Genomic DNA, 18,614 nt, shown 5'->3' on the forward strand with positions numbered 1-18,614 from the left:
GCTAACTTGTCTGAAACGGCGCGATCACTTCGGGTCTGACCCGCGCCAGTCGCTGGGTTTCCTTGTCGAGCATCGCCCAGGTCGTCTGAGCCGAAACGAGCCGCTTTCCTGCCTCGCTGGTAAATTCGACATGGCGCACCGACTTCGCGCCGCGAGGCGGATCGGGAATCCATGTCTCGCCGTGAGCCACTTCACCCTCGGCGATATTGCCGCGATAATCGATCTCGTGCCGGATCACGACCCAGAAGAACTGCTCGTGATCGACAGGCCGCGCAACCGCATCCCAATGCGCGGTTGCGAGGTCCTGAATCCACTGTACCCAGACCGAATTGTTGACGTGGCCGAGCTCGTCGATGTGGTCGGGAGCAGCGGTGAAGACCCGGGCGAAGCGAGTTGTCACATTACCACTCCCAGAGCGCGCAGGCTGTCGCGCGCGGCTGCCGCATCGGTGAAGACGAAAGCCTCCATCCCTGCGGCCCTGGCGCCTTCTACATTGCGCTCGACATCGTCCATGAAGACGCTTTCGCCCGGTTCGATCCCAGCCGTATCGAGCAACCAGCGATAGATGCGCGGATCGGGCTTGAGCACACCGATCTCGGCGGACACCGCCGCGACATCGAATAGCGGCCAGAAATCGTGGACATCTTTGAGGAGCGCGACGATTTCGTGAACGTTGTCGGTGATCGAGAACAACCGGTATCCGGCATCCTTCAGTGCGTGCATCATGGCGAGCGTATCGGACTTGATCGGGAAGCTGGTGAAAAGCGCTTGGAACAGTTGGTCAACCTCTTCGGGTGACCATCCCTCTTCGATATATCGAGGCTTCGTTTCCGGAATTGTCAATTCGCCGCGATTGAGCGCGAGGAAGATCGGATGTCCTCTCAAGGGCGAGACGTAATCGTGCGCCTCGACCCGTTCGGACCCGAATGCGGCCCGTTCGATTCCTACCGGGTCCCACGGGACGATAACGTTACCGACATCGAAGACGATGTTGCGGATCGCCACCGCCCTTAGTCCTCGACGCCTTCGGCCATTCCCATCTGCCACAGGATAAAGGCATATTCCTCTGCGGTCTCGTAAAGCGAGTTCCAACGCCCCGACTTGCCTCCGTGGCCTGCGCCCATATTGGTCTTGAGCAGCAGCACGTTATCGTCGGTCTTGTGCTCGCGCAGCTTGGCAACCCACTTTGCGGGCTCCCAATACGTCACGCGCGGATCATTGAGGCCAGCAGTGACGAGCAGCGGCGGATAATCCTGCGCCGTCACCTGATCGTATGGCGAGTACGACAAGATATAGGCAAACGCCTGTTTGCTCTCGATCGGGTTGCCCCATTCCTGCCACTCGCCCGGCGTCAGCGGAAGCTCTTCATTCAGCATCGTGTTCAGCACGTCGACGAACGGCACGTGTGCGACCACCGCCCCGTATTGCGCCGGGTCCTGGTTGATGATTGCTCCCATCAATTCGCCGCCTGCCGATCCGCCGCTGGCGGTCACCTTGCCTTCGGCGGTGTAGCCTTTCGCGATCAGGCCGCGCCCGACATCGACGAAATCGTTGAAAGTATTGGTCCGCTCGTTGAGCTTGCCCTGGAGATACCAGCGCCGCCCCAGATCATCGCCGCCGCGAATATGCGCGATGGCGTAGGCGAACCCGCGATCGACAAGGCTGAGGCGCGTGGTCGAAAACCCCGGAGGCACGGCATAGCCGTAAGCTCCGTAGGCGTAGAGATGCAGCGGGCCGCCAGCAGGGCGATCCTTGCGCATGACGATGCTCACCGGAACCATCGTTCCGTCTCGCGCCTGAATTTCGATCCGTTCGGTCTTGTATAGGTTGGCATCGTAGCCGCTCGGTATTTCCTGTTGCTTGAGCTGTTCGAGCGAGCGGCTCGCGACGTCGTAATCGAATACGGTGTCAGGCGTAATCATGCTCTCGTATGACAACCGCAGTTTTGTTTGGTCGTATTCCGGATTGTTCGAAAGCCCCGCATTGTAGCTCGCCTCAGGGAACGCGATCGGGCTCGCACTGCCCGGCGCATCGTAAGTGCGCAATTGCACCTGATCGAGTCCGTTGAGGCGCCCTTCCGTTACGAAGAAATCCTTGAAGAGATCGAAACCGGTGAGATAAAATTCGTCTGTTCCCGCAATCACTGTCGCCCATTCGCCGGGCGCATCGATCGATGCCTTGGCGAGCCGGAAATTCAGGTGATCGTCATTGGTAAGCACGAACAACTCGCCGTCGCGAATGTCGATATTGTATTCGACACCTTTTTCCCGCGGCTTGACCAGGATCTGCTCGCCGGTCGGATTGTCGGCGGACACGAACCGCACTTCGCTGGTTTCGTTATCGCCGGTCGCGATGATCAGATAGTCTTCCTGCGCGGACAGTCCCGCGCCGACCCGGAACGAAATGTCATCCTCTGTGAATATCTCGACATCCTCGCCGGTCGGTGTGCCGATAGTGTGGAGGCGAACATTATTGACCCGCCAATTGTCATCGACCTTGCTGTAAGCGAGCACGGTATCGTCCTTCAGCCATGTCAGACCTGAAAGCGTCTCGGGAATTTCGTCGGCAAGCAGTTCGCCGGTTTGCAAATCCTTGATTCGGACCGTGAAGCGTTCAGACCCGTTGGTGTCGGTGGAATAGGCAAGATAGCGCCCGTTCTTGCTGACCGAAGTCGCGCCGAGCCGAAAGTATTCCAGGCCATCTGCAAGCGCGGTTTCATCGAGGATAAGCTGGTCGTCGCCGCCCGCCACCGGTTTGCGCCAGTGCTTGCGATATTGCGCGCCTTCTTCGAATTCGGACCAGTAAAGGTAATCGCCCCGGCGCTGCGGAACCGTGCTGTCGTCCTCTTTGATGCGCGCGCGCATCTCGGTGAACAGCGCCTCGGTCAGTTCCTTCTGCGGCGCCATCTTCGCCTCGAACCAGGCGTTTTCGGCCTTGAGGTACTCCAGTACGTTTTCGTCATCCACCACTGGATAGGACTTGTCGTGGAGCCAATCATACGGATCGGAGATCGTGATGCCGTGACGGGTATAGCTATGCTCGCGCTTTTCGGCGACGGGCGGAGACGTAGGAGCAGCATTGTCGGATGTGGTCACGCCGGTTTGGTCCTCATTGATGGTTGCGTTGGCCTGAAACGGCAGGGCGAAAGCAAGCGCGGCCGCGAATGCTGGTCGGGTCATGAAAGGAAGCATCATGGAAAACTCGCATTTGAGCGACGCAAGATCGCTCGGGTGGAAAGCGGCCGCGATCCGGCCTATGTGATGGGGTAGTAATGACAATTTCGCGCAGCACAATGCCGCGCGTAAAGCAGGACGATAACCCCATGCTGATGCAGACCCATGAAGCCCGCCTGAAAGCCCTGCGTGAAGAGCTGAAGCGCCGCGATGTCGATGGTTTCATCATCCCGATTTCGGATGAGCATATGAGCGAATATGTGGGCGACTACGCGCAGAGATTGCATTGGCTGACAGGATTCGGCGGGTCGGCGGGCTTTGCTGCGGTCACGCGCAACCACGCCGCGATCTTCGTCGATGGCAGATACACCGTACAGGTGAGGGATCAGGTGGACGAAAGCCTGTTCCAATATCGCAGCATCCCCGGCGACAGCCTTGGCGCGTGGCTGATCGAAAACACCGGTAATGGCGCGAAGATCGCCTACGACCCCTGGCTGCATACATGGCGCTGGGTGGAGGCACTGGAAGAGGTCGTGGGGCCCAAGGGCATCGCCATGGTTCCCGCGACCAGCAATCCGATCGACGCCGTATGGGGTGATCAGCCGGAACCTTCGAATGCCGCCGCAATCGTCCATGACAATGATCTTTCCGGCCGCCCTTCGGCGGAAAAACGTGCAGAGATTGCCGACTGGCTCACCGCAAACGATCTCGACGCGGTGGTCATCCCCGCGCTCGATTCGGTGGCGTGGCTGCTCAACATCAGAGGTGCCGATGTTTCGCACACGCCGGTCGCGCTGTCCTATGTCATCGCGCACAAGGATGGGCGAGCAGAGCTATTCATCGCTCCCGACAAGATCACACCCGAAGTCACCCAGCACCTCGGGAATGCCGTCAGCGTACGCGATCGCGATCAGTTCGAAACCGCTCTCGGCGAATTTTCGGGCAAGCGGGTCAGCGTTGATCCCGATTTCGGCGTCGTCGGCATTGCGCAGGGTCTGCGCGCAGGCGGCGCTGACTTCGTATTCAAGCAAGACCCGACGATCTTGGCCAAGGCGATCAAGAACCCTGCCGAACAGCAGGGACAGCGCGACGCGCAGGAGCGCGACGGCGCCGCAGTCAGCCGCTTTCTCTGCTGGCTCGAAAAAACCGCCCCTGTCGGCGAAATCGATGAACTCACTGCTGCGGCCAAACTCGAAGGGTTTCGCCGCGAGCACGGCGACCTGCGCGATACGTCATTCGATACGATCAGCGCCGCAACGGGCCATGCCGCACTTCCGCATTACAAGGTCGATGAAGAAACCAACATCCCAATCCCGCCCGGCTCGATCTACCTGGTCGATAGCGGGGGGCAATATCCGGCCGGAACCACCGACATAACGCGCACCGTATGGATCAACTCGGCCGACGGTTCAGCGCAGCCGACAACGGATATGAAAGACCGCTTCACCCGCGTGCTCAAGGGGCACATCCAGATAGACCAGCTCATCTTCCCGCAAGGGACCAATGGCGGCCAGATCGACGCGCTGGCGCGGCAATATCTGTGGGAAGCGGGCGTCGATTACGCGCACGGCACCGGCCACGGTGTTGGCAGCTTCCTCGGCGTGCACGAAGGCCCGCAGCGCATCGCCAAGCCGAGCGGCGGGCAGGCGGGCACATCGCAGGAGCTGTTTGCAGGCATGATCCTTTCAAACGAGCCAGGCTATTACAAAGCGGGCGAATACGGCATTCGGATCGAGAACCTCGTGCTGACCGTCGAGCAAGATATCGAGGGTGCCGAAGGGCGCTTTCTCGGGTTCGAGACACTCACATTCGTGCCGCTCGATCGCACCCTGATTGAAAAAGGCCTGCTGACGGTGGACGAAATCGCGTGGGTCGATCGCTATCACCAGCGCGTTTCGGCACTGATTGCGCCGCAATTACAAGGCGATGACCTTGCCTGGCTGGACCGTCACACACGGCCGCTTTGAGGCCGCTTGTCGACTACTATTTGTTCCTGTAATGTTCTTCCACCGCGAGTCGCAGCGCGGCCATTCGATACGGGAGGAACTCAACATGATAGGCTACGTAACACTCGGCACCAACGATCTGCCGCGCGCGGCGAAATTCTATGACGCAATTGCCGAGCATTTCGGCGTCGGCCGGATGATGGATTTCGAAGGCATGTTCATTGCCTGGGGCGAGGCGGGCGGTGCGCCCGGCGTGGCTGCAACCAAGCCCTTCGACGGCGAAAAGGCGACCGTGGGCAATGGCACGATGGTCGCGCTCGCAGTCGATACCCCCGATAAGGTGCAAGCCGTGTATGACACGGCTCTGGCCAATGGCGGCAGCGATGAAGGCGCACCCGGTTCGCGCGGCGACGATGGCTTTTACGCCGCGTACTTCCGCGATCCGGACGGGAACAAGCTGAACGTATTCTGCATGACGGCGCCCAATTGATTTCGGGCAGATGAACACCCACGCAGTTCTGATACAATCTGCGACAATTAGGCGGTGTTTCGGCATATGCCTGCGACAAGGGCGCTCTAGACAGATGTCCTGAGTTGCGGTGAGAGGTCCGAAGGCTGATCAACTCCCCCTGAGCCAAGCGGCAATTCCCCCAGGCCGCTTCTTTATGCCGAGGGCCTTCTCATCGCAACTCTCCTGAAACTCTTCTGGAGACCCACGATGCGTAAACTTACACTTACCCTGTCCGCTGCCGCGCTAGCCCTTGGCGGTGCGGGCGTTGCCCTCGCCGACCATCACGGCGACAAGCGCGGCCCAATGGCTGCCGATGCAGACGGAGATGGCATCATCACTCTCGCTGAAGCGACAGCCCACGGGGCTGAGCGGTTCGCACGGATGGACGCCAATTCAGATGGAGTCATCGACCAGGAAGACCGCGCCCTGCGCCGCGCTATGCGCTTCGAAGAGGCCGATACCGATGGCGATGGCGAACTGACAGCAGCCGAAATGACAGCCGCGCGCGAAGCCCGTCATGCTCAGCGGTCGGAACGACGCTCCGAGCGTCAGGCCGCGCGCATGGCGAGGCTCGACACCGATAACAGTGGCGGCGTCAGCGAAGCCGAATTCGAAGCCGGTATTCAGGCTCGCGGTGAAATGCGAGAAGGCAGGCGCGGCGGAAATCACGGCGGCAAGGCCATGCGCATGCTGCGCCGGGCCGACACCAATGGCGACGAGGCAGTATCGCGCGAAGAATTCGATGCGGCAATCCAGGCACGCTTCGCCCGTGTCGATACCGATGGTTCGGGCAGCATAAGCGCGGAAGAACGTTCCGCCGCCAGGGAAGCTCGCCAGCAGGCCCGATCCGACCGCAGAGCCGAACGTCGCGCCAATCGCTCGAACTAAACCGCGGCGCGGGCCGGACATGGGTTGCCCCGTCGGTCCGGCTCGCTCCTCCACCGGCCTGGCCTGCCGCCCGTCATGGGTTGCGCGCCGGGCCGGTTCCTTACATGACCCGGCTGAAGCCATGAACCGGGGACGCGAGAGGACAGATGAGCAACGACACCCCAATCTCGGTCCTCTTGGTCGACGACGAGCCGACGCTTAGAGAACCACTGGCCGAATATCTGACAGGTCAAGGCTTTGCCGTGACCGAAGCGCAAAGCGCCGCGGCGGCGCGCAGCGCTCTCGCCAGCGCTGCGCCCGACATTGCACTGCTCGACATCATGATGCCGGGCGAAGACGGCCTGTCGCTCTGCCGCCATCTCGTCGAAACACGCAAATTGCCGGTTATCTTCCTCACCGCGCGCAGCGAGCCGACCGACCGGATTGTCGGGCTTGAGCTTGGCGCGGACGACTATGTCGTCAAGCCGTTTGAACCGCGCGAGCTTGTCGCCCGAATTCGCACGGTTTTGCGCCGTGTCGCGCGCGGACCGAGCCCTGACGCCGAGGCAGAGGACTGGCTCTACGAATTCGAAGGCTGGCAGCTCGATCCGCTCAAACGAAAATTGTGCGACCCGGAAGGCGTCACCGTGCCGGTTTCGACCGCAGAATTTCGCCTGCTGCGCGCATTTCTGGATCGTCCACGCGCTGTCCTCGACCGCGACCAGCTGCTAGATATGGTCCAGGGCCGTACTGCGCATCTGTTCGACCGCGCAGTCGATAACCAGGTCAGCCGTCTGCGCCGCAAGATCGAGGCCGATACACGCAATCCGCAGTTTATCCAGACGGTGCGCGGCGGCGGATACCGGTTTGCCGCCGACGTGCGCCGCAAGGTTCCGGATCGGCCTCAATGAGCCGGTTCTTACCCAAGAGCCTGCTGGGTCAGACGCTGTTTGCCATCGGGGTTGCCCTGCTGACTACGCAGCTGATCTCGGCCACACTTCTGTACCGCGCAGCGGAAAGCAGGCTGGAGGCAAACCTCCTGAACCGCACAGCGCTGGCCCTGCTGGTCGATCCCGAAGCTCGCGAGCTGAGAAGGCGGATAGAGATCGAAGCAGCCGGGCAAGCCATGGGACCGATACGCGGACCGTGGCGCAGGATCCGTACCCGGATTAGCGCCACACCACCGATCATGCGGGGCGAAGCCAACATGACGGGCCGGGCCGAGCAGCTTGCTTCTATACTGGAAAGCCAGGGCCTCCGGCCGGTGGCTGTTCAACTGACCGAGCGCCGGGCCGGGGATGACCCCGCCATGCAGGCCAGAGCCGATCGCAACACTCGGTTTGCCGCACGTCCGGGCTGGGCCGACGAAAGGCTGATCGTTGCCGGCATCCAGCTTGAGCAAGGTGGCCCGTGGCGCATCACGCGGGTTTCAATGCTGCAGAGAGAGCCGCGCGTGATCGGCGGCATCATCATCCAGACAGCTGTCCTGTTCATCGTTCTGATGACGGTGCTGTTCTTCTTCCTGCGCCGGATCACGCAGCCGCTCGCCCGCCTGACCGACCGGATGAGCGATTTTTCCAAGCGCCCCGATTACTCGGTAACGCTAGAGGAAAGCGGCCCTGCCGATACCCGCCGGCTGATCGCGGCGCACAATGTGATGGAGACACGTATCGCTGCCCTGCTGGATGAAAAAGACGTGATGCTTGGCGCGATCGGGCACGACCTCAAGACACCTCTCGCTGCATTGCGTGTCAGGATCGAAAGCGTCCCCGACGATGTCCAACGACTACGCATGGCGGACAGTATCGAGGACATCACTGCCACGCTTGACGATATCCTGACCCTGGCGAGGGTCGGGCGCTCGCACCATGCCTGGGAAGACGTAGATCTGGGTGCGCTCGCAGGCAGCATTGTCGATGAATTCGAAGATTTGGGTCGGCCGGTCACGATGACGGGATCCGCGCGCGTCGTCGCCTCGGTTCAGGTCACCTGGATGAAGCGCGCTTTGCGCAACCTCGTCAGCAACGCCGTTCGATATGGCGATAGCGCCGAGGTCGTGGTTCTCATGGAAGCTGGGCAAGCAATTCTGCGCGTCGACGATCACGGCCCCGGCATTCCTAGCGATCGCATTTCCGACATGATGGAGCCTTTCACAAGGGGCGAGGCGTCGCGAAACCGTGCGACCGGTGGCGCGGGACTGGGCCTCACACTTGCGCGCGCCATTGCGCAGCAACATGGCGGTGAACTGGCGCTCAAGACCCGCGACGAAGGCGGTCTGAGGGCTGAAATCAGAATTCCCCTCGCGAAATAATTCCGAGCCGCGTAACCGAGCACGACGTCTGCGCGAAAGGACCTCCATGACGCATGTAATGTATGGCTCGCCCGCTTCCCTGTTTTCCGGAAAGGCCCGCGCCTATCTCGATTGGAAGGGCGTGGACTACCGCGAAGTGTCGCCCAACCTCCAGATCCGCAACGAGGTGATCGTTCCGGCGGTGGGCCGCATGATCATTCCCGTAATCGAGCTCGACAACGGCACGATCCTGCAAGATACGTCGATCATCATCGACCATTTCGAGACAGCCGAGGGCGGCCCATCGGTCTATCCCAGGACGCCGCGACAGCGCTTCGCCGCGCTCTTGCTCGAATGCTTTGGCGATGAATGGCTCGTCCTGCCCGCGATGCATTATCGCTGGAACTACAATGAGGAATGGATTCTCGAGGAATTCGGACGCAACATGATGCCGGATGCGCCGCGCGAGCAGCAGCTCGCAGCAGGCACGATGATCGGCCAGCAGTTCCGCGGGTTCGTGCCTGTGCTGGGCATCAATGAAGCCACCATTCCCGGCATCGAGGCAAGCTACGAAGCGCTGCTCGCCGATCTCGATGCGCATTTTGCGAAGCACCCATTCCTGTTCGGAAGCCGTCCGTCGATCGGCGATTATGGCTTGATCGGCCCGCTCTACGCGCACCTTTACCGCGACCCAGCCTCGGGCGAGATCATGGAGCGATTGGCACCGCGCGTGGCCGAATGGGTCGAGCGCATGGTCAAGCCTTCCGAGCCGCTGTCCGGCGAATTCCTGTCCGATGACGCAGTGCCCGATACCCTTATCCCGGTGCTGAAACGGATGATGCGCGAGCATGTCCCATTCCTTACCGAGACCGCGCGCATGTTCGGTGAATGGCATGCCGCCAATCCCGGCGCCGAGATACCGCGCGCCGTCGGTATGGCTCCGTTTACGACCGGAGGCGTATCTGGCGAGGGCGCGGCACGGGTGTTCAGCCTATGGATGCTGCAACGCGCGCTCGACTACTTGGCTTCACTCGAAGGCGATGAGCGCGCAGCTTGCGAAGCACTCCTGAAAGACATGGGCGGCGAAGCTCTGATCGATTTCGGCATGCCCGCTCGGCTTGCTTACGAGGACCACACGCTGGTCGTCGCCTAATCAAGGCGCGCCATCAAGACCAATGGTCGAAGGCCGCGCGCTGAAGTTCGGAAACGAATTTGCGCGCTTTGGCTCCCGTCCATTCGCCGGTGTAATCGTCCCGGCCAGTCCACCAGCCCTGGCCGGGCAAGCCGTCGCTTTCGCGCACGACCAGCACCGCAAGCTCCGGCTCGCCGCGCTGCCTACCAGCGGTGTCAATCGCATCCAGAGTGCGGCAGAGCGCGCGCATCTTCGGGCGCGTGAAACGGAAACCCAGCTCGCCAAGCATTTCCGAATAGCTGATCGCGCGTTTCGCGCGCGCTGCCGCGATCAGCAGTCCGTGAATTCTCTCGACATCATGGAGCGCGCTCCAGTCTTCCGGATCGGCGAGCTCGTTCTCGGCAAGGAATTCAGCAAGCGTCCGATCCATCGCTTCTACCGCATCAACCCGCCGAGAATGTTGCGCACAAACGCGTTCGCGCCCGTGCGCACGGGATCGGCGCGCGATTTCTTTCCGAGTGCAGTTGCGACCGCAATTGATGCAAATGAACCGGCTGCCGCCTTGATCGCGCTTTTGCCCGCCTTTCCAATATCGATGCCCCACAGCGAGGTCGATTTCCGGGAACGCTTCCTGACTTCCTCCTCGCCCTTTTCTTCCACTTCTTCAGCTGTCTCGGCGGCATCGACTGCCTTCCGCGCCAGCACTTCTTCGGCGCTCTCCCGGTCAACCGCTTCATCATACTTGCCATCGAAAGGGCTGACCGACTGAATGATTGCGCGCTCCTTTTTCGTCACTGGACCCAGACGCGAGCGAGGCGGTTTGATCAACGTCCGCTGGACCACGGTTGGCGCGCCCTCTTCGTCCAGGGTCGAAACGAGCGCCTCGCCCACCTTCAGCTCGGTGATCACTTCCTCGGTATCGAGCTCGTCATTGATCCGAAATGTCTCCGCCGCTGCCTTGATTGCGCGCTGATCGCGCTTGGTGAAAGCGCGCAGGGCATGCTGCACCCGGTTGCCAAGCTGGCCGGCAACCTCTTCGGGAATGTCGATGGGATTTTGCGTAACGAAAAATACCCCAACGCCTTTTGAGCGGATCAGGCGAACGACCTGCTCGATTTTCTGCTGCAATGCGTCTGGGGCACCGTCGAACAGAAGATGCGCTTCATCGAAGAAGAAGACGAGGCTGGGTTTTTCGGGGTCGCCCACTTCGGGCAGGCTTTCGAAGAGTTCCGCAAGCAGCCACAGCAGGAAAGTCGCGTAAAGCTTGGGACTGCGCATCAGCTTGTCCGCCGCGAGGACATTCACATATCCGCGCCCGGACTCATCGAGTTTGAGGAAGTCATCGATCTCCAGCGCTGGCTCGCCGAAGAAATTGTCGGCGCCCTGCGCCTCGAACGAAAGCAATTGCCGTTGAATTGCCCCAACCGATTGCTTCGACACATTGCCGTACACACCCGACAGCTCCTGTGAATTGTCGTACGCCCACTTCAGCAACGCTTGCAGGTCGCCGAAATCGAGGAGCAGCAGGTTGTTCTCGTCGGCATAGCGGAACACGATCTGCAGCACGCCTTCCTGCGTTTCATTGAGATCGAGCAGGCGCGAGAGCAGGAGCGGACCCATTTCGCTGATCGTGGTGCGGATCGGGTGTCCTTGCTCACCATAGAGATCCCAGAAGATCACCGGATTATCGGAATAGGCATAGTCTTCCATGCCCAGTTCCTTCGCGCGGCCTTCAAGCTTGTCGGCATGCTTGAAAGTCGGCGATCCGGGCATTGCGACCCCGGAAAGGTCGCCCTTCACGTCAGCGACGAATACCGGTACGCCATTCGCAGAGAAGCTCTCCGCCAACCCCTGCAGCGTGACCGTCTTTCCCGTCCCGGTTGCGCCTGCGATCAGGCCATGCCGGTTCGCGCGGCTCAGCGCGAGATGCTGATTCTCGCCGTTCCCGCCCAGTCCAAGAAAAATATCGCTCATCGCCTCGACAACCCCTCATGCATGTCTCGTCGGTGAGCGGGAATGCAGAGCCAGAACGAAGCGGTCAAGCACTCGACTTGATCTGCCAATGGGCTAAGGCGTTTTCCATGGGTTCCGATGCACCATTCGTTTTGCTGGATGACGCGCGCGCGGAGAATGCCGCAGACGCCCTATTGTATGAGAGCCCGCGCGACATCTTTTCCGCCTATCGTGCATCCGAAGTGGCGGATACACTGCGCCGGGCCGCGCAGGCGCAATCCGAAAAGCGCGGCACTCTGGCGGGGTTCATCGCTTACGAAGCGGGTCTTGCGCTGGAGCCAAAACTGTCTGGCCTGGCCGAAGCACGCAGCGGAGATATGGGACCGCTGGTGTGGCTCGGCCTGTTCGAAGATTCGCAAAGCATCGAAGCAGCGCGAATGCCTGAATGGCTCGCCGCACGGGGCAAAGGTTTCGCGAGCATCGGACCGCTCGATCCGCAATTGTCGCCCGGCGGTTACGAATCAGCCTTTGCTGCGCTTCGCGAAGCGATCCATGCAGGCGATATCTACCAGGCGAACCTAACTTACCCTCTGGCAGGCTCGTATCGCGGCGATCCGATCGCGCTCTATGCCGCGCTTCGCCCATCGGCACAGGCGGGCTATGGCGGCATGCTGTTCGATGGCTCGCACTGGTTGCTCAGCTTTTCGCCCGAGCTGTTCGTCGCGCTTGACGGTGACCGGGCGAAAGCCAAACCGATGAAGGGCACCCGTCCTCGCGACGCCGATGAAGCGACCGATCTTGCCTTGGCAGAAGAGCTCGCGTCTTCGGTGAAAGACAAGGCCGAGAACTTGATGATCGTCGATCTGATGCGCAACGATCTGTCGCGCGTCGCCGTCCCGGGAAGCGTGCGCGTAGACGCGCCGTTCTCCATCGAGAGCTATCCGACTGTGCACCAGATGGTCTCCAGCGTCCGTGCGCAGCTTGCGCCGGGCAAGGATGCAGCGGACCTCATCCGCGCGCTTTTCCCGTGCGGATCGATCACAGGCGCGCCCAAGATCCGGGCCATGGAGCTGATCAACGAGCACGAGCGCGACGCGCGCGGCCCCTATTGCGGAGCAATCGGCAGGATTGATGCGGACGGAAATGCCGCGTTCAATGTCGCGATCCGAACCTTGCGATTGACGCCCATCGAGAATGGGCAGGGCACGGCGGTGCTTGGCATAGGCTCTGCCATCGTCGCGGACAGCGACCCGCTCGACGAACGCCGAGAGTGCGAGGTGAAAGCCGGATTTGCACGCCGATCCTCGCCTGACCATACTGCCCCGGCATTCGACCTGATTGAAACGATGGAGTTCAATCCGGAGATCGGGATTGCGCTGCTGGAACTGCATTTGGCGCGCATGAAGAAAAGCGCGGCGGCCCTCGGTTTCGAATTCGACCGTCACGCCGCGCGCAACCAGATCCAGGCGCTGTGTTTCGAGCTCGACCGCCCAGCCAGGCTTCGCCTTCTCGTTTCCCGCAGCGGAGCCACTGCGCTTGAAACTTCGCCGATGCCTGCGCCGCTCCCCGACCCTGCGCCGGTCATGGCTTTGCCGAATCCGCTCGACCCGTCGGACTGGCGGCTTTCGCACAAGACCAGTGACCGGGGCTTTTACGAGGATGCGCTCGCCGCTGCGAAGGCTGAAGGCGCCGCCGAAGCGATCCTTGTGCGCAAGGATGGACTGGTCACCGAAGGCAGCTATACGAACATCTTCGTCGAGCGGAATGGCACCTTACTCACTCCGCCCGCACGCCTCGGCCTGCTGCCCGGCGTCTTGCGCGAATTCCTGATTGAAAAAGAACGCGCGGTAGAATCTGAATTGACGCTCGATGATCTCACAGATGGCTTCTTGCTCGGCAATGCCGTGCGCGGCCTGTTCAAAGGCACGCTGATATGAATATTCCGATTCTGTTCGAAGACGGTGAGGCGCTTGTGATCGACAAGCCCGCTGGCCTGCCCGTCGACCGGCCCAAGCGTGGCGGCCCGGCCCTGTTCGACCATATCGAACAGCTCAAGCTCGGCTTCCAGCGCCCGCCCGTGGCTGTTCACCGGCTCGACACCGACACCAGCGGATGCCTGCTCATGGCGCGCAATCCCAAGGCGCTTAAACGTTTCAACAAGGCGTTCGAGAACCGGGTTGTCGGAAAAACATACCTCGCGATCATCGATTTCGAACCTTCAGAGCAATCCGGCACCATCGAATTGAACCTGACCAAGATCAGTTCTGCCGAAAAAGGGTGGCGGATGATCGCGGCAAAAAAAGGGAAACCTGCCGTATCGCACTGGGAGCTGCTTCAGACGATCGGGGAAGGCGAAAAGAAACGATCGCTGATCCGCTTTCGCCCTGAAACGGGCCGCACCCACCAATTGCGCGTACACGCGCTGCAGGGATTGGGCGCACCGCTGCTTGGCGATCCGGTCTATGGCCCGGTGCGAGGACAGAACAAGGGCGGACCGCGCACGATGCTGCATGCCGAGGCTATTCATGTGACACGGCCTGGCAAGGATCCCGTAAGCGCGTTCGCGCCGTTTCCAGAGGATTTCGTGCGCGCCGGGCTGACCGCGCCCGAGCCCCCGCCCTCGCCGATCCGCGAACCGGCACCTGCCGAACCCCTGGACAATGGATAAAGACCTTATTGATCGCGCGCATGCTCTTGCCGAAGAGAGCTTCCTCGCAGGATCGGGTCCGGGCGGGCAGAACGCGAACAAGGTCGCAACCGAAGTCCAGTTGCGAGTGAACATTTACGCGCTGCGCCTGCCGCCGCCCGTCTTCGCACGATTGCGCGATCTCGCCGGATCGAAGCTTACCTCCGCTGGCGATCTGCTGATCACCGCGCGCCAGCACCGCACACAGGATGCGAACCGGCAGGCGGCGCGTGACAAGCTGGAGGACATTCTTGAGTCCGCGCACCGCCAGCCCAAAAAGCGCGCCAAGACGCGGGTCAACAGGATCGGCAAGACCAAGAGGCTGAAATCCAAGAAAGCACGCGGCGAGGTGAAGGCAAAGCGCGGCAAGGTAAGCCGCTCGGATTGGTGAGCCTGCTGCGCCGCAATGCTTGACTTTTCCCCGTGAATCGGCAATTGGCGCGCATCTGATGGCGGTGCACCACGTGAATGGGCGCGCCGCTTTATATTTTCTGGCCGATATCGGCCCACCAGACAGATTTAGGATACCGCCATGGCGAAGCCCGCAACCGTCAAGATCAAGCTCGTCTCGACCGAGGGCACGGGCTTTTATTACACGACCAAGAAGAATCCGCGCAACATCACCGAGAAGATGGTGTTCCGGAAATACGATCCGGTCGCGAGAAAGCACGTCGAATTCAAAGAAGCGAAGATCAAGTAAGACTTCGTCTGAACGAGGTGAGCCGCGCTTGAGACGCATTCACCTTGCCCCTTGAATTCTCTCCAGTTCAGCCACAGTTCAACGCTTCGTCCCTAGTGATCGAGGCATGACAATGCTGAACAGTTTTCTTTCCAGCCGGCTCGCCCGGATAACCACCGCTGGGATTGCGGGCGCGCTTGCGCTGACGCTTCCCGCAGCTCTGCCATTCGAACCCGTACCGGCTGCAAAAGCGCAGACGAGCAACGCCGATCTTGACCGCGCCGTCGCCGCGCTTCGCGCGATTTCCACCATGCGCGCCAATTTTTCGCAGACCGACCGTGCTGGCAATGTCGCGAATGGCACGATGACATTAAAACGACCGGGCAAGATTCGGTTCGATTATGGTAAGGATGCAGACCTGCTGGTCGTGTCCAATGGCCGGTCGCTCTACATGGTCGATTACGAGGTTCGGCAGGTTGAACGCTGGCCGATCAGGAAATCGCCTCTTGGCGCCCTGCTCGATCCCAGCCGCGACATGAAGAAATACGGTAAACTGAACCCGACTGGCAATCCGGACGTGCTCAGCATCGAGGTTCGTGACCCGGATCGACCCGAGTTTGGTGTTATCAATCTTATTTTCGTGCGCAATTCCAGTGCGCCAGGAGGCCTCGAGCTGACACATTGGGTCGCCCTCGATGCTCAAAACTACCGTACAACCGTCAGGCTTTCGAATCACCGGTATGGAATGACGGTTGCCGAGAGTGCTTTCGAGTTCCGCGATCCGCGCAGATCATCTCGTCGACCACGGTGAACGCTTCAACCTTTAGAAGTTGTAAGATTGCGACAAGTTCCAGTCGAAATTCATGTACGCGCAAGTGAAAACCTAGTATTAATACTGCACAAGTCGGTCGAGGAGCGGGTTTCCCCCCTGTTGCCCATTCTTTGAAAAAGCCGATTTGTGCAAGCGTGACGAACGCTAAAAGGAGCCCCTGTCCCACCGCCCCCGGGACAGGGGTTTTCTTTTGCTAACTTCGATTAAAATCGATCACTGCCAGCCGAACGCGCTGCGAATGATGTCGTAGATGACATTCTGTTCGATCACGCCGCGTGCGTTTTCGGAACCGGGGCCGCTGGCATAGAGCGCCACATCTTCCCCGGCATGTGTTTCGCTGCCGGTGGGTATTGCCGCCTGCTGGCGCGCCTCAATGCCGGTTTCAGGAACTGGCCGTTCTGCGAGGTTCGCAATCGAGCCAGGGCCATTGGCATAGCCGAGCGTCGTATATGGCTTCCCGTCCTCGGCGGTAGCGGCCTGCGCGACCTCGTCGCCCGCTTCAGCCGGCGGGACCACCAGACCAAGGATATCGTTTCCACGCCGAGGGTAGCCGGCGATCGTGAATACGTGGCTGTGATCGGCGGTCACCATGATGAGCGTTTCATCCGGGTCGGTGTTGTCGATGGCGTACTGGACGGCGCGCGCAAATTCGAGCGTCTCTTCGAGTGCGTAGCCTGCCCGGCCCGCATGGTGGGCGTGGTCAATACGGCCACCCTCGACCATCAGATAATAGCCATCGGGATCGCTCTTTAGCCTTGCGATGGCTTGCGCGGTCATCTCGGTCAGGCTCGGCTCGCTCTCGTCACGTTCGGCATCGGCCATGTAATCCATGTGGCTCGCGTCGAAGAGGCCCAGCACCGGTCTGTCCGTGGGGGCAGTGGCCAGCGAAGCCTTGTCCGTCACATAGGTCCCGCCCGTTCGCGAGGCCCACGCTGCCGGCAGGTCTGCGCCCGGCTCGGCGCGGCGACCGCCTTTTTCCGGTCCGAAGAACGCCGCAGTGCCGCCTCCCAATGCGACGTCCCATTCCGCTTCTACAAGCTGCGTCGCAATGTCGTTGCATCCGAGGCCCCGTTGATCTTCGGGCATAGCTGCGTCCGCCTCCCAGCCGCGATCTGCGCTGCGCGCATAAACGCTAGCAGGCGTGGCGTGGGTGATGCGAGCAGTGGAGACGATGCCGAGCGCGAGACCGTTTTCCTTCACCTCCTCACCCAGCAGCGGAAGCGGATTGGCGAGGCCGGATGCGCAATCCCCGCGCACTGTTTCTGGGCCGACGCCCAAAAGCCCGATCTGTGTTTTCTGCCCCGAATGCATTGCCGTGGCTGTGCCCGCGCTGTCGGGAACCTGCGCATTGGTGTTGTAAGTTTTCACCAGCGCGACATTCTCGAAACCCTCGAAGCTCAGGAGGTTTTCCTCCCCGCTCTCGCCGCGTTTTTGCCCTTCGTAAATGCGTGCCGCAGTGATGGTTGAAATGCCCATGCCATCGCCAATGAAGAGGATGACATTCTTGGCGGTGCGCTGAGCTTCGGGCGCAGTTGCGCTCGCACTTTGCAGCGGGGCCGATCCTTCGGAAGGCGTACAGGCGGCGAGCGGCAGGGCGGCAGATGCGGTCAGCAGGGCGAGTTTGAAGGGACGTATCATCGGCTGGAATCTCCTAAGGCGTGCCCTTCGCTATCGGATGCGAATGCTACGGGAAAGTGAAAGGTGGAGTTTCCGCGCATGTCATCCTAAATCGCTGTGCATGGTCTCTGTTGCTACCTGGAACATCAATTCCGTCCGCCTGCGCTTGCCGCTCGTCGAGAAATATCTGCGCGAAGAAGCGCCCGACATTCTCTGCCTGCAAGAAATCAAATGCCAGGAGCACCAGTTCCCGGCCGAAGCGTTGGCAGCTTTGGGCTACGAACATCAGGCGGTCCATGGGCAGAAAGGCTATCACGGTGTCGCCACTGTCAGCCGCCTGCCGCTGCGCGAAGTTTCCCGGCATGATTGGCAGGACAATGGCGAGGCTCGCCATGTCGGTGCGGAGATCATCGGCAAGGACATGATTGTCGAGAACGTTTACGTGCCCGCTGGCGGGGATGTGCCCGACCGCGAGGTAAATGCGAAATTCGGCCAGAAGCTCGATTTTCTGGAGCGGATGACGCGCTGGGCAGGATCGATCGATCGGCCGACGCTGATCGTGGGCGATTTCAACATCGCACCGCTCGAAAGCGATGTCTGGAGCCACAAGCAGCTGCTGAAGGTGGTCAGCCATACTCCGCTCGAAGTGGATACCCTGCAGGAATTCAAGGACGCGCATGGCTGGACGGACATCGGGCGCGAGCATATCCGCGATCCGGAACGCTATTTCAGCTGGTGGTCCTATCGCTCACCCGATTGGCGCAAGAACGACCGGGGGCGCAGGCTCGATCACATGTGGGCAAGCCCCGATCTTGCAAGACAGGCGATCTCCCACCGCATCCTCGAAGAAGCCCGCAGCTGGGAAAAGCCATCGGACCACATCCCACTCGTCACGGAGTTCGCTCTCTGATTGAATCCGCGACACCGG

Annotated in this window: 18 protein-coding genes; 12 read left to right on the plus strand and 6 right to left on the minus strand. The window is 60.8% G+C overall.

Translation table 11 applies throughout. The features are described 5' to 3' along the window. Nucleotide 1: 1 nt before the first annotated feature. The 3 genes from KCG45_RS04025 to KCG45_RS04035 are packed head-to-tail and all read right to left on the minus strand — an operon-like array spanning nucleotide 2 to nucleotide 3,179. Nucleotides 2-400: an acyl-CoA thioesterase gene (locus KCG45_RS04025; protein ID WP_218315807.1), complete on the minus strand. Its 399-nt coding sequence runs from the start codon at nucleotides 398-400 to the stop codon at nucleotides 2-4. Further along, nucleotides 397-1,005 (minus strand): HAD family hydrolase, encoded by a 609-nt coding sequence (locus KCG45_RS04030; RefSeq protein ID WP_369410730.1) that lies wholly within the window; start codon nucleotides 1,003-1,005, stop codon nucleotides 397-399. The genes KCG45_RS04025 and KCG45_RS04030 overlap by 4 nt, the downstream gene beginning before the upstream one ends. A gap of 5 nt (nucleotides 1,006-1,010) precedes the next feature. Further along, a complete protein-coding gene (locus KCG45_RS04035; RefSeq protein ID WP_218315809.1) occupies nucleotides 1,011-3,179 on the minus strand; it encodes a S9 family peptidase in 2,169 nt (722 codons plus the stop codon). A 143-nt stretch (nucleotides 3,180-3,322) separates the two neighbouring features. Here KCG45_RS04035 and KCG45_RS04040 point away from each other — a divergent pair, with 143 nt between their 5' ends. The 6 genes from KCG45_RS04040 to KCG45_RS04065 all read left to right on the plus strand — a co-directional run bounded on the left by KCG45_RS04040 (nucleotide 3,323) and on the right by KCG45_RS04065 (nucleotide 9,940). Continuing rightward, the gene (locus tag KCG45_RS04040) at nucleotides 3,323-5,140 is read left to right on the plus strand and encodes an aminopeptidase P family protein (RefSeq protein ID WP_218316421.1); all 1,818 of its coding nucleotides are present in this window, start codon (nucleotides 3,323-3,325) and stop codon (nucleotides 5,138-5,140) included. 85 nt (nucleotides 5,141-5,225) lie between these two features. Continuing rightward, nucleotides 5,226-5,609, plus strand: a complete 384-nt coding sequence (locus tag KCG45_RS04045) for a VOC family protein (protein ID WP_218315810.1) — start codon at nucleotides 5,226-5,228, stop codon at nucleotides 5,607-5,609. 228 nt (nucleotides 5,610-5,837) lie between these two features. Continuing rightward, nucleotides 5,838-6,518, plus strand: a complete 681-nt coding sequence (locus KCG45_RS04050) for an EF-hand domain-containing protein (RefSeq protein ID WP_218315811.1) — start codon at nucleotides 5,838-5,840, stop codon at nucleotides 6,516-6,518. A gap of 146 nt (nucleotides 6,519-6,664) precedes the next feature. After that, nucleotides 6,665-7,408 (plus strand): response regulator, encoded by a 744-nt coding sequence (locus KCG45_RS04055; protein ID WP_218315812.1) that lies wholly within the window; start codon nucleotides 6,665-6,667, stop codon nucleotides 7,406-7,408. Next, a complete protein-coding gene (locus KCG45_RS04060; protein ID WP_218315813.1) occupies nucleotides 7,405-8,808 on the plus strand; it encodes a sensor histidine kinase in 1,404 nt (467 codons plus the stop codon). Before KCG45_RS04055 ends, KCG45_RS04060 begins: the two co-directional genes overlap by 4 nt. Before the next feature lie 46 nt (nucleotides 8,809-8,854). Continuing rightward, entirely contained in the window at nucleotides 8,855-9,940 is a 1,086-nt protein-coding gene (locus KCG45_RS04065) for a glutathione S-transferase family protein (RefSeq protein WP_218315814.1), read from the plus strand. Between the two features lie 13 nt (nucleotides 9,941-9,953). On the opposite strand, the gene KCG45_RS04070 is transcribed toward KCG45_RS04065, so the two are convergent. Both KCG45_RS04070 and KCG45_RS04075 read right to left on the minus strand, forming a co-directional pair. Next, nucleotides 9,954-10,349, minus strand: a complete 396-nt coding sequence (locus KCG45_RS04070; RefSeq protein ID WP_255547939.1) for a ribose-phosphate pyrophosphokinase — start codon at nucleotides 10,347-10,349, stop codon at nucleotides 9,954-9,956. Between the two features lie 5 nt (nucleotides 10,350-10,354). Then, a complete protein-coding gene (locus tag KCG45_RS04075; protein ID WP_218315815.1) occupies nucleotides 10,355-11,893 on the minus strand; it encodes a helicase HerA-like domain-containing protein in 1,539 nt (512 codons plus the stop codon). Nucleotides 11,894-12,000: 107 nt separating this feature from the next. Between KCG45_RS04075 and pabB the strand changes: the two genes are divergently transcribed. The 5 genes from pabB to KCG45_RS04100 all read left to right on the plus strand — a co-directional run bounded on the left by pabB (nucleotide 12,001) and on the right by KCG45_RS04100 (nucleotide 16,048). Further along, nucleotides 12,001-13,809, plus strand: coding sequence for an aminodeoxychorismate synthase component I (gene pabB, locus KCG45_RS04080; RefSeq protein WP_218315816.1), 1,809 nt, complete (start codon nucleotides 12,001-12,003; stop codon nucleotides 13,807-13,809). After that, nucleotides 13,806-14,540 carry an RluA family pseudouridine synthase gene (locus KCG45_RS04085; protein ID WP_218315817.1) on the plus strand — a complete coding sequence of 245 codons (735 nt, stop codon included), beginning with the start codon at nucleotides 13,806-13,808 and terminating at the stop codon, nucleotides 14,538-14,540. Before pabB ends, KCG45_RS04085 begins: the two co-directional genes overlap by 4 nt. Then, on the plus strand, nucleotides 14,533-14,949 hold the full coding sequence (gene arfB, locus KCG45_RS04090; RefSeq protein ID WP_218315818.1) for an alternative ribosome rescue aminoacyl-tRNA hydrolase ArfB: 417 nt from the start codon (nucleotides 14,533-14,535) through the stop codon (nucleotides 14,947-14,949). The genes KCG45_RS04085 and arfB overlap by 8 nt, the downstream gene beginning before the upstream one ends. 141 nt (nucleotides 14,950-15,090) lie before the next feature. Next, a complete protein-coding gene (gene rpmG / locus KCG45_RS04095) occupies nucleotides 15,091-15,258 on the plus strand; it encodes a 50S ribosomal protein L33 (protein WP_108789883.1) in 168 nt (55 codons plus the stop codon). Nucleotides 15,259-15,364: 106 nt separating this feature from the next. Continuing rightward, on the plus strand, nucleotides 15,365-16,048 hold the full coding sequence (locus KCG45_RS04100) for a LolA family protein (RefSeq protein WP_255547940.1): 684 nt from the start codon (nucleotides 15,365-15,367) through the stop codon (nucleotides 16,046-16,048). A 234-nt stretch (nucleotides 16,049-16,282) separates the two neighbouring features. Here the strand turns inward: KCG45_RS04100 and KCG45_RS04105 are convergent, their stop codons facing one another. Next, nucleotides 16,283-17,707, minus strand: a complete 1,425-nt coding sequence (locus KCG45_RS04105) for an alkaline phosphatase (RefSeq protein WP_218315819.1) — start codon at nucleotides 17,705-17,707, stop codon at nucleotides 16,283-16,285. A 100-nt stretch (nucleotides 17,708-17,807) separates the two neighbouring features. On the opposite strand from KCG45_RS04105, the gene KCG45_RS04110 reads away from it, so the two are divergent. Then, the gene (locus tag KCG45_RS04110) at nucleotides 17,808-18,596 is read left to right on the plus strand and encodes an exodeoxyribonuclease III (protein WP_218315820.1); all 789 of its coding nucleotides are present in this window, start codon (nucleotides 17,808-17,810) and stop codon (nucleotides 18,594-18,596) included. The last annotated feature ends 18 nt before the right edge of the window (nucleotides 18,597-18,614 follow it).

Origin of the sequence: Erythrobacter ani (genome assembly GCF_019204025.1) — a bacterium.
In the GTDB taxonomy this organism is placed as follows: domain Bacteria; phylum Pseudomonadota; class Alphaproteobacteria; order Sphingomonadales; family Sphingomonadaceae; genus Erythrobacter; species Erythrobacter ani.